The organism is Microbacterium sp. STRO-2N (genome assembly GCF_057747775.1).
In genome coordinates, this window is sequence record NZ_CM173223.1 from 1,062,496 (window position 1) to 1,076,320 (window position 13,825).

At 70.0% G+C, this 13,825-nt stretch carries 12 protein-coding genes and 1 tRNA gene; 7 read left to right on the top strand and 6 right to left on the bottom strand.

The window, feature by feature from the left end; all coding sequences use genetic code 11:
* The 3 genes from AC3ANN_RS04760 to AC3ANN_RS04770 are packed head-to-tail and all read left to right on the top strand — an operon-like array spanning window position 1 to window position 3,166.
* Window positions 1–438 (top strand): pyrimidine dimer DNA glycosylase/endonuclease V, encoded by a 438-nt coding sequence (locus AC3ANN_RS04760; protein ID WP_488339850.1) that lies wholly within the window; start codon window positions 1–3, stop codon window positions 436–438.
* A gap of 9 nt (window positions 439–447) precedes the next feature.
* Window positions 448–2,475 (top strand): DUF2207 domain-containing protein, encoded by a 2,028-nt coding sequence (locus tag AC3ANN_RS04765; protein WP_488339851.1) that lies wholly within the window; start codon window positions 448–450, stop codon window positions 2,473–2,475.
* Between the two features lie 43 nt (window positions 2,476–2,518).
* The gene (locus AC3ANN_RS04770; protein WP_488339852.1) at window positions 2,519–3,166 is read left to right on the top strand and encodes a thymidine kinase; all 648 of its coding nucleotides are present in this window, start codon (window positions 2,519–2,521) and stop codon (window positions 3,164–3,166) included.
* A 6-nt stretch (window positions 3,167–3,172) separates the two neighbouring features.
* Here the strand turns inward: AC3ANN_RS04770 and AC3ANN_RS04775 are convergent, their stop codons facing one another.
* On the bottom strand, window positions 3,173–4,006 hold the full coding sequence (locus AC3ANN_RS04775; RefSeq protein WP_488339853.1) for a DUF1295 domain-containing protein: 834 nt from the start codon (window positions 4,004–4,006) through the stop codon (window positions 3,173–3,175).
* Between the two features lie 118 nt (window positions 4,007–4,124).
* Here AC3ANN_RS04775 and AC3ANN_RS04780 point away from each other — a divergent pair, with 118 nt between their 5' ends.
* Both AC3ANN_RS04780 and AC3ANN_RS04785 read left to right on the top strand, forming a co-directional pair.
* Entirely contained in the window at window positions 4,125–4,868 is a 744-nt protein-coding gene (locus AC3ANN_RS04780) for a FadR/GntR family transcriptional regulator (protein WP_488339854.1), read from the top strand.
* 16 nt (window positions 4,869–4,884) lie between these two features.
* Window positions 4,885–6,288 (top strand): alpha-hydroxy acid oxidase, encoded by a 1,404-nt coding sequence (locus tag AC3ANN_RS04785; protein ID WP_488339855.1) that lies wholly within the window; start codon window positions 4,885–4,887, stop codon window positions 6,286–6,288.
* A gap of 24 nt (window positions 6,289–6,312) precedes the next feature.
* On the opposite strand, the gene AC3ANN_RS04790 is transcribed toward AC3ANN_RS04785, so the two are convergent.
* The 5 genes from AC3ANN_RS04790 to AC3ANN_RS04810 all read right to left on the bottom strand — a co-directional run bounded on the left by AC3ANN_RS04790 (window position 6,313) and on the right by AC3ANN_RS04810 (window position 13,023).
* On the bottom strand, window positions 6,313–7,089 hold the full coding sequence (locus AC3ANN_RS04790) for an HAD-IIB family hydrolase (protein WP_488339856.1): 777 nt from the start codon (window positions 7,087–7,089) through the stop codon (window positions 6,313–6,315).
* A 53-nt stretch (window positions 7,090–7,142) separates the two neighbouring features.
* Window positions 7,143–7,219 (bottom strand) — tRNA-Pro (locus tag AC3ANN_RS04795).
* A 17-nt stretch (window positions 7,220–7,236) separates the two neighbouring features.
* Window positions 7,237–9,006, bottom strand: a complete 1,770-nt coding sequence (locus tag AC3ANN_RS04800; RefSeq protein ID WP_488339857.1) for a hypothetical protein — start codon at window positions 9,004–9,006, stop codon at window positions 7,237–7,239.
* 250 nt (window positions 9,007–9,256) lie between these two features.
* Complete coding sequence (locus AC3ANN_RS04805; protein ID WP_488339858.1) at window positions 9,257–10,201, bottom strand: metallophosphoesterase; 945 nt, start codon at window positions 10,199–10,201, stop codon at window positions 9,257–9,259.
* Window positions 10,201–13,023, bottom strand: a complete 2,823-nt coding sequence (locus tag AC3ANN_RS04810) for a transglycosylase domain-containing protein (RefSeq protein WP_488339859.1) — start codon at window positions 13,021–13,023, stop codon at window positions 10,201–10,203. The genes AC3ANN_RS04805 and AC3ANN_RS04810 overlap by 1 nt, the downstream gene beginning before the upstream one ends.
* Window positions 13,024–13,133: 110 nt before the next feature.
* On the opposite strand from AC3ANN_RS04810, the gene sp36 reads away from it, so the two are divergent.
* Together sp36 and AC3ANN_RS04820 are read left to right on the top strand one after the other, a co-directional pair.
* Complete coding sequence (sp36, locus tag AC3ANN_RS04815) at window positions 13,134–13,346, top strand: Sp36 family protein (protein WP_488339860.1); 213 nt, start codon at window positions 13,134–13,136, stop codon at window positions 13,344–13,346.
* A 5-nt stretch (window positions 13,347–13,351) separates the two neighbouring features.
* The gene (locus AC3ANN_RS04820) at window positions 13,352–13,819 is read left to right on the top strand and encodes a RidA family protein (protein WP_488339861.1); all 468 of its coding nucleotides are present in this window, start codon (window positions 13,352–13,354) and stop codon (window positions 13,817–13,819) included.
* The last annotated feature ends 6 nt before the right edge of the window (window positions 13,820–13,825 follow it).

Here is a 13,825-nt window from a genome sequence, read left to right on the forward strand (position 1 = left end):
ATGAGGCTGTGGTCGCTGCATCCGTCGATCCTCGACAGGATGGCCCTCGTGTCCTGCTGGCGCGAGGGACTGCTGGCTCAGCGCGTGCTCACCGGAGGGACGCGCGGCTACACGCGCCACCCTCAGCTCGAGCGCTTCCGCGCGACCGACGATCCTCTCGACGCGATCGGGCACTACCTGGCCTCGGTGCGCGCCGCGGCCACCGCCAGGGGCTACCGGTTCGACGACACGCGTGTGCTGCGACCGGATGCCGCCAATCCCGGCATCCCCGTCACGACAGGCCAGCTCGCGTTCGAGCTGGAGCACCTGCGACGCAAGGTGGTCGTCCGCGATCCGGCGTGGCTGCCGCACCTGCCCGCGGTCGCCGCCCCGTCGCCCAGCCTCACCGAGGTGCCGGGCGACATCGAGCCGTGGGAGCGCGGCGTCCTCGAGCCCTAGGGTGGGGGCATGGTGCGACGACCCGTCTGGCGTGCGTGGACGATCGGCGCCCTCCTGGTCGCGATCCTGGTCACGGCCGGGGCGCTGGCGCTCGCCCGTCCCACCGGACAACCCGCCGCGTTCGCCGCTCGCGGCGGTGCGTCCGACGCGACAGCTGCACTGCAGGCTCGGGGCGCGGGGACCGTCGACGATTTCACGTTCGACTCGTTCGACGCCGACTACTGGCTCGTGCGCGGGGCGGGAGGAGTGAGCCGTCTCCTGACCGCCGAGACGATCGTGGCGCGCTTCCCGGAGTTCGATCAGAACCGCGGAATCGTCCGGGCGCTCCCGGTCGTCGACTCGGGCATCGATCTCGGCACCGAGGTGCTGGATGTCACCGGTGCCGACGGCACGCCGATCCCGTGGTGGACCGAGACAGACGGCGACTGGCTCTACGTGCTCACCGGCGACGATTCGTACGTCCACGGCGCGCAGACCTACGTCATCACATACGCGATGCGCGACGTCGTGCTGCGCTACGAAGACACCGACGCCGATGAGTTCTTCTGGGACACCGTCGGCACCGACCACGCGCAGCCCTTCGATGCGGTCGCGGCCCGCATCCACGTCGCGACGGATGCCGCCGCCGGCCTCCTGCCGGAGCGCGCGTTCTGCTACCACGGGCCGCAGGGTGCGACCGATCGGTGCGCGATCGAGCGGGCCACAGGATCCGAGCCGGTTCCCGCGGAGATCGCCGCGTGGGCGGACGCGGTCGGGTCGGACGCGACGAGCGCCGTCACGTTCACCGCGGGCGCGGAATCCGTCGGACCCTACGAGGACGTGACGGTCGCGATCGGGTTCGCGCAGGGCACGTTCGCGGCGCCGAGTCCGCCGCCGCCTCCGCCGTACCCGTGGTGGCTCTGGATCCTTCCGGCTCTCGCGCTGCTGTCAGGCGTCGGCGGCCTGGCGTTCGTGCTCGTCGCCCGTGCGGCAGCCCGCCGCAATCCCGACCGTGGGCCCGTCATCGTTCAGTACTCCCCGCCCGACGACGAGTCGCTCACACTGTCAGCGGGCGTGCTCGACGTCCCGGAGCGCGCGCTCGCCGCCCATGTCGTCGATCTCGCGGTCAAGGACGCCGTCGAGATCAGGGCCGCGGGCGACCGGCGCGACGCCGACGACTTCGAGGTCGTACTGCGAGACCGCTCAGGCCTCGACCACGACGAACAGCGCGTCGTCGACGCACTGTTCGGCCGCAAGGCGCAGCCGGGCGTCGACATCGATCTCGGCGCGTTCGCGCGCACGCCGCCGTCCCGCGCCGTCACGTACGTGCGCCGCATCGACAACTCCACCGTGCAGCGCGGATACCGCAGCCCGCTGCCGGACTGGATCACGCTCCTGCGCGGCGTGATCCAGATGGCGGGCCTTCCCCTCGCGCTGCTGCTGATCTTCTTCGCCGACGGCGCCTTCGTCGTGCTCGGACCGCTCGGCGCCGTCGGCAACGTGCTCTACTTCCTCGCCGTCGGCAGCGCCTTCTTCGCCTTCCTCGTGCTGCCGTTCTTCTCGTTGCCGAAGTCCGTGCTCACTGTCTCCGGTGGTCGGCACCGGACCTATCTGGAGGGCATCCGCGAGTACCTGCACCTCGCCGAAGAGGACCGCCTGCGCGCCGCGCAGGCTCCGCAGACCGCTGATCTCGTGAGCGCGGGGCGTCGGCCGTTCGGCGATGCGCCCAACGCGCCAGGAGCCGACGTGGTGAACCTGTACGAGCGCCTCCTGCCGTATGCCGTGCTCTTCGGCCTGGAGCGGGAGTGGGCGAAGGTCATCCGCTCCGCCTCCGGGCCCGACCCGGCGATCGCGCGAGCGGCGCTGTTCGACGCCGTCACGTCGCGGTCGCTCGGCGACGCATCGGCGTCGATCGGGCGCCTCGCCGCCACTCCGGTGTCACGCCCCGGCTCGTCGTCGAGCTCCTCGTCCGGGTCGAGCTGGTCGTTCTCGGGCGGATCGTCGGGCGGCGGGTTCTCGGGTGGAGGCGGCGGAGGCGGTGGCTTCGGAGGCCGCTGAGCCCCCTGAACCCCCGGCATCCGCCCTCGGCTACGCTCGGTTCGTGGCCAAGCTCTACTTCCGATACGGCGCGATGAACTCCGGCAAGTCGACCTCGCTCCTCCAGGCCGCGTACAACTACGAGGAGCGCGGACAGCACGTGCTGCTGGCGAAGCCGGTGATCGACACCAAGGGCGCCGATCAGATCGACAGCCGCCTCGGCGTCAGGCGCACGGTCGACTTCCTGATCGGTCCCGACGACGATGTGCGCACGCTGTTCGCCGAGCATCGGGCGCGCGTGAAGCGGGATGCCGCCGCCGCGCTCGTGCCGGAATCCGAGGAGCACGACGTCGATGTCGCGTGCCTGCTCATCGACGAGGCGCAGTTCCTCACGCGCGAGCAGGTCGACGACCTGCTGCGCATCGTCGTGTTCGACCGCGTGCCGGTGCTCGCGTATGGCATCCGCACCGACTTCCAGACGCAGGCGTTCCCGGGATCCGCGCGGCTGCTCGAGCTGTCGCACAGCCTCGAGGAGCTGAAGACGATCTGCCGCTGCGGCCGCAAGGCGCTCTTCAACGCGCGGCTGGTCGGCGGGCGCTTCGTCTTCGAGGGCGATCAGGTGGCGATCGACGAGCTCAGCGCCGATCGGGTGACGTACGAGTCGCTGTGCGCCGAGGACTACCTGCGGGCCTCGGGTGGCCGGCTGCGCTGACGCGCGTCACGCCGTCTCGGGCGCCTTCGCGCGTCGACGCCGGGGGAGCGGGACGAGCATCGACGTGGTGCGCTGATACTCCGTGTACGCGGGGTACTTCGACGCCGTGATCGACTCGGTGAAGATCGTCGAGCCGATGAACAGCACCGTCAGCAGCGCCGCCCCCACGATCGTCCAGTTCAGCCAGCTGCCGCCGTCCGCGACGAGCGCGACGGCGCCGATCGCGTAGAACACCCACCACTGCGCCTGCTCGAAGAAGAAGTTCGGGTGGCGACTGGTCGCGAACAGGCCCGTCGTGAGAAAGCCGGGCTCGAGCGTTCCGCCGGCCGCCTTCTTGGCCTGGTGGAAGTTCCACTGCTGCTGGTCGGCCATCGTCTCGCCCAGGAGGAACGCGGCGAACAGCACCGCGAACGCGGCATCCCACCCCGTGAAGGGCACCGGATGCTGCCACGCGATGTAGGCCGGAAGCGAGATGAGCACAAGCAGCGCGTTCTGGAAGAGCACGATGAACAGGAGGTTGAACACCTGGAACTGCCAGCGCTTCATGCGCCCGCGGAGGATCGCCCAGCGGTAATCCTCCATGCCGGTGTAGCCGCCCTTGCGCGCGAAGTTGAACGTCAGGCGCGCGCCCCACGCGGTGACGAGCACGGCCATCACGACGAGCCGCGTCGCGTCGGCACCGGCGATGAGCGCGGCGATCGCGAAGATCCACACGTAGACGACAGGCACGATCGACCAGAGCCGGTCGACCCACGACGTCTCGTTGGTCACGAGCGAGGTGATCCAGCAGAAGGCGCTCGCGGCGCCCGCGACGATGAGGACGAGGACGAGGGGATCCATGTCGCCAGGGTAGCGCGCTCAGGGGTCGCCGCCGCATGACGGCGCGGACGTCATCTGCTTGAGTGTGGTCGGACCACAGGGTATCGTGGTCCGACCACACAACACGACGAGGAGACCCGTGGAATCCACCACCCCGACGACGGCGTCGGTCGCGGCACCATCCGCCCGTGCCTGGCAGATCGTGCTCGAGAGGATCGAGACGGATCTGCTCGACGGCACGCTCCGGCCCGGCGACCGGCTCTCGCCCGAGCGCGAGCTGGCCGCCACGCTCGGCGTCGGCCGCTCGAGCGTGCGCGAAGCGCTGCGCGTGCTCGAGGTGATGGGTCTCATCCGCACCGGCACGGGATCGGGCCCGACCTCGGGCGCGATCATCATCGCGACGCCGCAGGGCGGGATGTCGGCGCTGCTGCGCCTGCAGGTCGCCGCGCAGGGTTTCCCGCTCGACGACGTCGTGTCGACGCGCCTCGTGCTCGAGTCGGCGGTCGTGCACGCCCTGGCCGGCGACCCGGCGCGCTCGACGGATGCCGCTCGCGCCGTGGTCGACGCGATGGACGCCGACGACCTGACGCCCACCGAGTTCCTCGCTCTCGACGCGCAGCTGCACCTCGCCCTCGCCGAGGCATCGGGCAACGTCGTCATCGCCGCGATGATGGCGGGCCTGCGCACCGCCATCGAATCGTACGTTCAGCAGGGTGCCGCGGGCATCCGCGATTGGGATGCCACGGCCGCGCGTCTCCGCCGCGAGCACCACGCCATCCTCGACGCGGTGGAGTCTGGCGACGCCGACCTCGCCCGCACGCTCGTCCACGAACACATCACCGGGTACTACGCCCAGGCGGGCCTCGCCCGCTCCACCGACTGAGAACCGAGAAGGACCCATGGTCACCCGCCAGCTGCCCAAGCCCGCCGAGCTGCTCGAGCTCATGCAGTTCAAGAAGCCGGAGCTCAACGCCAAGAAGCGTCGCCTCGAGGCCGCGCTCACGATCTACGACCTCCGCGCGATCGCGAAGCGGCGCACGCCGAAGGCCGCGTTCGACTACACCGACGGCGCCGCCGAGGGCGAGCTGTCGCTGGCACGCGCACGCCAGGCTTTCGAGGATGTCGAGTTCCATCCGAGCATCCTGCGACCTGCCGAGAGGGTCGACATGTCGACCGAGATCCTGGGCGGTCCGAGTTCGATGCCGTTCGGGATCGCCCCCACCGGGTTCACGCGGCTCATGCAGACCGAGGGCGAGAGCGCCGGAGCGTCCGCGGCCGGTGCCGCGGGCATCCCGTTCACGCTCTCGACCCTCGGCACCACGTCGATCGAGGACGTCAAGAAGGCCAATCCGAACGGGCGCAACTGGTTCCAGCTGTATGTCATGCGTGACCGCGAGATCTCGTACGGCCTCGCCCGCCGCGCCGCGGAAGCGGGCTTCGACACGCTGCAGTTCACGGTCGACACGCCCGTCGCCGGGGCCCGCCTGCGCGACAAGCGCAACGGCTTCTCGATCCCGCCGCAGTTGACGCTCGGCACCATCATCAACGCGATCCCGCGCCCGTGGTGGTGGTACGACTTCCTCACGACGCCGAAGCTCGAGTTCGCGTCCCTGTCGACCACGGGCGGCACAGTGGGGGAGCTGCTCAACGCCGCGATGGACCCGACGATCAGCTACGACGACCTCGCCATCATCCGCGACATCTGGCCCGGCAAGATCGTCGTCAAGGGCGTGCAGAACGTCGAGGACTCCAAGCGCCTCATCGACGCCGGCGTGGACGGCATCATCCTCTCCAACCACGGCGGGCGGCAGCTCGACCGCGCTCCGATCCCGTTCCGGCTGCTGCCGGAGGTCGTGCGCGAAGTCGGCAAGGACGCCACTGTCATGATCGACACCGGGATCATGAACGGCGCCGATATCGTGGCCTCGATCGCACTGGGCGCGAAGTTCACGCTCATCGGCCGTGCGTATCTCTACGGGCTCATGGCCGGCGGCCGCGAGGGCGTCGACCGCACGATCGCGATCCTCCGCAGCGAGATCGAACGCACCATGCAGCTGCTGGGTGTGTCGACGATCGCCGAGCTCGAGCCGAAGCACGTCACGCAGCTGACACGGCTCATGCCGCTCGCCGGGGCTCCCGCCGATGCGGAGGGCGGCGGTGCACCTCGTGTGCGCGTGGCGTCGGGCGCGACGGCTCGCGCTCCGAAGGCATCGGCGATCGCGAACGGAAACGCGGATTCCGCGGCCTCCCGGCCCGCGAAGGCGGGGGCTGCGAAGACGTCGGGGTCGCGCGCGAGGAGCTGAGGGTCTGTTCGGCGGCCGGCCCGGTCAGACCCGGACGGGGAGCGTGGGGATGAGCTGCTCGAGGTAGTGGGCGGTGTCTGCCCAGCCCTCGACGGCGTGGCAGGGGACGCCCATCGCCAGGACCGGGTAGTCGTTGCCGTCGGGGTCGAGGCGGTCGCCGACGAAGAGCATGTCGTCGAGGGCGATGCCGGTCTGCTCGGCGAGCCTGCGCATGCCGTAGGCCTTGTCGATGCCGCGCTCGGTGATGTCGACGGAGGTCGACCCGCCGGAGCGGACCTCGAGGTCGGGGAGGAGCGCGGCGACCGCGGCGCGGAGGGTGTTCTTCTTCTCACCCGTGGGGTCCCACGTGCTCTTGGCCGAGACCGGCGCCTGCTGGCCGAGCGCCGAGAAGGTGATCTGCGAACCGCGGTCTTCGAGGATCTCGCCCCAGGTCTCGGACTCCCAGAGGCCCAGGCGGCGGGCTTCGGTCTCGACGGCGGCGAGCGCGCGCGACTTCTGGTCTTCGGTGAGCGAACGCTGGTAGATCGTGACGATGCCGTCGGGCGACAGGCGGTAGTACTGAGTGCCGCAGGTCGGAAGCAGGTGGATCCGCTCGAGGACGGCGGCCGAGGCATCCGGAAGCCGGTCGACGACCTGCGTCGTGAACTGCGCGAGCTGGCCGCCGGAGATGATGGCGACCTCGACGCGCTCGGCGAGCGCGACCAGCAGATCCCCGATGCGCGGGTCGATCGGACTCTTCGACGGGGCGAGCGTGTCGTCGAGGTCGAACGCGACGAGGCGGGGAGGGGTGCTGTCGGCCATGCGTGTGATTCCTTCCAAAACGAGGGGCCCCGCCTTGCGGCGGGGCCCCTCTGTGGTCGGGGTGACAGGATTTGAACCTGCGGCCTCTTCGTCCCGAACGAAGCGCGCTACCAAGCTGCGCCACACCCCGTTGACAACCCCACGAGTCTACCTGATCTTCGCACGTGGTCCGAACCGCGATGATCGCGCTGCCAGGAGGGTCGCACCGGCGGTGAAGAGGCAGACGGCGAGGGCTGCCGACGGTCGCAGGGCGTCGAACGACGTGCCGGTCACCGCGAGTGCGGGGACGTCGTCGTGCTCCGTCGTCGGGGGAGCGGCGGCCGCCGTCACTCTGCTCGTCTCGTTCTCGATCCCGCATTCGCCGGTATGGATGACGGCGCCGTCGGCGTCCACGGCGCGCTCCTGCCAGTAGTACGTACCGGGTTCGTCGATCGCCGGTGACGTCACCACGTGATCGCCGGGTGCGGTGACATGGACGGCGTCGCTGCGCCACACCAGATGCTCCGGCACGCATGAGTCCGCCGGCGAGACGCCTTCGACGGCCCGGTACACCGCCGACTCGACGTGCATGCCGCCGTCGGGAACGGGGCCGGTGATGCGGATGGTGTCGCTGATCGTTCCCCCGGTCGTCGCCGAGGGCTGCGCCGCGGTCGCGATCGCCGGAACCATGGCGACTTGGCTGCGCTCGCCGAACACCTCGCTCCAGGTGAAGTCCGCGCCCAGGTGCACGGCGACCGCCTCGGTCTGCTCGGCTCCGCGGATCGTCCACGCCGCCGTGTAGAACCCGGGCTCGGTCAGGTCCCACGTCGAGGCGACGCGGTAGGGCGAGGTCGGCCCCGTAGCGGGGTCGGTCGTCAGCTCGAGTGTTCCGACGACCTCGGCATCGGCCGGTACCTGCTCGCCCGGAGCGGGCTCGGCATCCGTCCGGTGCACGACCGCGGTGGCGGAGACCGGGAGGTACGAGCCGTCGGCTGCGCGAGGCCACTCGCCGGTGCCGGCTCCGAACATCACCTGATCGATGTACGGACCACCGGTGACATAGCGCGCCGCCACCTGCGTCGTGATCGTCGGGGTGAACGGTGGCACGCGAGGTGCGGCATCCGCGCCCGCCACGTCGAACGGGACGGCACCCCCGGGCCCTGCGGTGTCCTGCCCGCCGGGCGTCGTGTAATGCCGGACGGCTGCGGCGAACCCGCCCGAGAAGCGACCGGTGGCGCTGACGGCATACGCGCGGCCTTCTGCGGGCGGCGACGTGATGATGGGGTACTCGACGCCGGGAGTCACGCCCTCGCGCGTCGCCGTGCCGGTATCGGCGAAAGTGGCGTTCGTGAGCGTGAGCGTTCCCGTCGCACCGTGCACGGGGGAGTCGACCCGCACGGTGCCGGCGCGGTGATCGGCGGGATCGGTCGTGAACACGACGCTGCCGCTCGATGGTCCTCCGGCGTCGGTGCGCGCCGCCTCGTCGTAGTACGAGACCGCGAGCCGCTGCACCTCCGCGACATGCTCGGGCGCGACCGCCGAAAGGGTCCACTGGATCGCGCTCGCGAGCGTGTCGCCGCGGTGCCCGAACGCGCGGATGGTGTCGTCCCAGTTCGCGATCGCCTTGACAGCCCATCCGACGGCGGCGGCCTGCACCGGATCGTCTGTCTGCCCGTATTTCGTCACGAGCAGGTTGATGCCGGTGAGCTGCTGGGGCGTCAGTCCGCGCGCGCTCGCGCTGATGCCGTGGTCCGTGCTCTGGCCGGTCGGCAGGGGTGCGCCCGGGCTGATGCAGTAGGTGTGGACGCCGTCGACGATCATCGAGCCGTGCCAGCCCTGCGCCGACGTCGGCGCCCACGCGCCGAAGCCGCTTCCGCGGGACGCTGCGTCGGCCGAAGCGGGTGCGAGCATGCTGACGAGCAGGTTCGCGATGATCACGCCGACCAGGAGAAACGCGTAGACAGCGGGCGACAGCCCGCGGCGGCCTCCGTGGATCGCATGTGTGACGAGCAGTTTCAGGGAGCTCGCGTCGTCGAGTCGTGGGCGTCGTGTTCGCGTCGTGTTCGGCACTCTCCGAGCGTGACGCCGCGGACGGTCGCCCGAGTGTCGAAACCGTGCATCTGTGGATGCTGTGCGATCGAGCGCCGTTGGGGAGGAGTCGATGCGTCCCGGGCGAACGTGGCTCGATTCAGCCCTTCGGCAGCAGCGTCAGCAGCGACGCCTCTGGGCGGCACGCGAAGCGGACCGGCGCGTAGATCGAGTGGCCGAGGCCGGCGCTGACGTTGAGCGGCACCGCGGGGCCATCCGGCGGCCAGGAGCTGAGGCCGCGGGCCTGCTTGAGGGGGATGTCGCAGTTCGCGACGAGCGCACCGAACCCCGGCACGCGCACCTGGCCGCCATGCGTGTGGCCGGCGAAGAGGGCGTCGGCGCCGAGGGCCACGAACTCGTCGAGGACGCGGCGGTACGGGGCGTGCGTGACGCCGATCGTGAGCGCCGCCGGCGTGGCATCGGCGCGGAGCGCGGCCAGTGCGCCCGGGAGCACGTCGAGGTGATCCCACCTGCGGTGGGCGTCGCTGACTCCGAACGCGTCGATGCGGAGGCCGCCGGCATCCACCGATCCCGCCGCGTTGTTGAGGTTCAGCCAGCCGAGCTCGTCGGTGAAGTAGTCGTCGAGGGCGTCCGTGTCGAGCGGCTCCGCGGTATGCGTGACATTCGAGGGCCCCATGAAGTACTTGAGCGGGTTCCGCGGCGAGGGCGCGACGTGGTCGTTGGAACCGTGGACGAAGACGCCGGGGATGCCGCGCAGCGGGTCGAAAGCCGCACGCAGTCCGCGCAGCCCGTCGACGTGCCCCAGGTTGTCGCCGGTGTTGACCACGAGGTCGGGCTGGAGCTCGGCGAGAGCCGCGATCCACTGCTGCTTGCGGTGCTGCCACGGCGCCATGTGCGCGTCCGACAGGTGCAGGATCCGGAGGGGCGTCGCCCCCGGGGGAAGTACAGCGACCTCATGGAATCGGACGGTGAAGAGGTAGCGCTCGATACCGACGCCCCACACCGCCGCGGCAGCACCCACCGCCCCCACCACGCCGAGCGTGGTGAGGGCGGGAGCGATGCTGCGAGATGCTCGCGAGGGCACTAGCTATCGTCGCCGGAGTTGCCGGCACCGCCGCCGCACTTCTCAGCCGCGAAGTTCACGCGGATCCCCGCGTTCCGGTTGACGACGCTGCCGGCGGCCGGATCGGTGCCGGTCGCGCGCTGCTCCTTGGCGGACGCATCAGCGGTGCACGTGCCGTTGGTGACATTGCCGAATCCGGCGCTGCGCAGGGCGCGCTTGGCGTCGTCGAGCGAGCGGCCGGACACGTCGGGCACGGCGATGCCCTGACCGTTACTCGGACTGATGGTGACGGTCGTGCCGCCGGCGACCTTGCCCGCACCGGGGTTCTGCGCCGCGACGACGCCCTGGGGCTGGTCGGAGTCCACCGCGTCGCCGACGGTGACGTCGAAGCCCGCTTCGCGCAGCTTCGCCGTCGCTTCGTCGACGGAGAGGCCGACGACGTCGGGCAGGTCCGCCAGGATCTGCTTGGAGAGCTCGGCATCGGGACCCGGGAAGCGGTCGCCGCCGTACGCGGCGTCCGCCGCGCGCTGCACGTCCTTCGTGATGCTGTACCGGAGGTCGGCGAGGCGCTTTCCGTTGTGATAGCTCTTGTAGAGGTCGCCGCCACCCTCGGCGTTGCCGACCCAGGTCGCCGTCGCGACCTTCGTGCTCGACTCGACGAGCCACGTCTGGATCTCTTCGTGCGTGCCCGTCTTGCCGAGGAGGGGAGTGCCGTCATAGGGGTTCCCGCCGCTGCCCGTGCCGCCGCGCATGACGCCTTCCAGCGCATAGGCGGCCGTGGCGGCCACCTTCGGCTCGATCACCTGCGTGCAGGTGCGCTCGGGCTTCGGAAGGTCGTTGCCGTCGGAGTCGGTCACGCGCGCGATCGCCTGCGGCTGGCAGTAGATCCCGTTGTTCGCGACGGTCGCGTAGGCGCCCGCCATCGCCAGCGGCGAGACAGGGTTGCTGCCGATGACCGAGAAGAGGTCGTCCATCTTCACGGGCTGACCGTCCGTCAGCGTCACGCCCATCTTGGTGGCGACGTTCTTGATGTCGCACAGGTCGAGCTTCTCGGCCATCGCGAAGAAGCCGGTGTTGAGCGACGTCGCCGTGAACTGCATCGGGGTGCCGACACGACCGCCCTGCTTGCCGAAGTTGTTCACGATGGTGTTGCCCTGGTTGACCCAGTCGCCCGGCTGGCCGGTCTCGCTGTTGCAGCTGTTCTTCAGCCGCTTGAAGACCCTCACCGTGCCGTTGAGGGTCTCGTTGACGGAGTGCCCCTTCTCGAGCCAGTCGATGAGCGTGAACAGCTTGAACGTCGACCCGGCGTTGAACCCGCCGGAATTGCCGAACTGCTTGGTGCCGGCCCACACCTCGGCGGAGTAGTTCGGATCGGCGGCGAGCGCAGCGTCCTCGCTGAAGAGCGTGTTCTGCGCGATCGAGAGGATGTTGCCGTTCGTGGCGTCCACGCTGGTCGTCGTCGAGCCGAATCGACCGGGTGACGGCTGCGTGGTGCCGATGGGCATGTCCGGCTTCGCCGTGGGCGCGTAGGTCGTCATCGCGGCCTCCGCGGCCGTCTGCACGCGCGGGTCGAGGGTCGTGTAGACGTTCAGCCCGCCACGCTGGAGCGCGTCCTGGCGCTCTTCGGCCGTCTCGCCGAACGCGGGGTCGTTGAGCATGACGTATTTGACGTACTGGCAGAAGTACGCCATCCCGCCCGCCGCGGCGCACCCGGTCTTCGGATTCGTGATCGCCGGCGTGATCGGCCAGACGACGGCTTCGACGTACTGCTCGCGGGTGATCTTGCCGTCGTCGAGCATGCGGCCGAGCACGTACAGCTGCCGCACCTTGGTCGAGGTGTAGCCGTCAGCGGCGGCGAGGTGCTGCTCGGGCGTGATCTCGCCGTCGGCGAGCAGCTTGTCGAGCGATCCGATGTTGGCACCCTCGTCGATGACGCCGTCGGGCTCTTTGTTGAAGGCCGTGCCGTCGGCGCTGAAGATCGAGCCTTGGGGTCGGTCGATCCGGTAGTTGTTGGGGTTCTGCACCATGCCGGCGAGCGTCGCGGCCTGTGCGAGCGTCAGGTTCGCGGCGGTGGTGCTGAAGTAGTGCCGAGCGGCGGCCTCGATGCCGTACGTGATGCCGCCGAAGTTCGCGATGTTGAGGTACCCGAGCAGGATGTCGTTCTTCGAGTACTTCTGTTCGAGTGCGATCGCGTAACGCATCTCCTGCAGCTTGCGGGCGTAGCCCTCGGTGCCCTCCGCGGTCGTCGCATCGGTCCAGCAGTTGCGCAGCACCTGGTCGCGCGACAGCTTGACCTTGGGCTGGCCGGCCTCGTCGATGACCGGCTCGCCGGCCTCGTCGGTCTCGTAGACCGTCTCGGCGTTCTGCTCGCACTTCTGGATGAGCACGTTCTTGACGTACTGCTGGCTGATCGTCGAGCCGCCCTGGGTCTCGCCGCCGCCCTGCGCGTTGGAGAGGATGGCGCGCGTGGTGCCGATGAGGTCGACGCCGCCGTGCTGGAAGTAGCGCGGGTCCTCGCTCGACAGCAGCGCGTCGTACATCACCTGCGAGACCTGATCGAATCCGACCGGCGTGCGGTCCTGCTCGAGGAACTGCGTCATGAGCACGGGCTCACCGGTGGCCGGGTCGGTGTAGTAGAAGTTGCTCGGCAGCATGAGCTTGTCGATCTCGAGGACGCTCGGGAGATTGTCGAACATCGTGATCGCGCGCTCTGCCGCGGTGCTCGTGAGGGCGACCGCCGGGGTCACGGTCGCCGCGATGAGGACACCGGCTGCGGCACTCAGGCCGACGAGCCCGGCGATCCCGCCGAGCACGCCAGTGGCCGTGCGTTTGGTCTCAGGCATAGGGTTGATCGTAGGGGAGATACCTGGGCGATTCCCTCACGGACCCGCGCCCACCAAGGTGTTTCCCAGCCTTCACCAGCCCCATCCATGCGCCTATTAGAGGAGTCGCGATGACGACGTGGGAGTACCTCACCACGCCCCTTCTGATCCACAACACCGCCGCGATCCTCAACAACTGGGGCAAGCAGGGCTGGGAGCTCGTGCAGGTCGTCCCCGGTCCCGAGGGGGGCCTGGTGGCGTACTTCAAGCGTCCGTCCGGCGGCGGACAGCAGAACGCCGGTCTGGATGCCGCGGCCGAGGCCGCGAAGCAGTTCGAGGCGTGATCCCGATGAGTGTGAGTGAGCGTCTCGCCGAGCTCGGCATCCAGCTTCCCGACGTGGTCCCCCCGGTCGCGGCGTACGTGCCTGCGAAGGCCCACGGCGACCTCGTCTACACCGCCGGACAGCTGCCGATGGTGTCGGGTGCGCTGCCCGCCACCGGCAAGGTCGGCGAAGGCGACGGCCTCGTGCCGGCCGCCGACGCCCAGGGCTACGCGCGCCAGTGCGCGCTCAACGCGATCGCGGCCGCCGCGGCCGCCGCGGGCGGGGTCGATCGCCTCACCGGCGTCGTCAAGGTCACCGGGTTCGTGGCGTCCGTTCCCGAGTTCACCGGGCAGCCCGGCGTCATCAACGGCGCGAGTGAGGTGCTCGGCGAGATCTTCGGCGATGCCGGACGTCACGCGCGCTCCGCGGTGGGCGTGCCGGTCCTCCCGCTCGACGCCCCCGTCGAGGTCGAGGTCGTCTTCTCCCTCGCCTGACGAGCA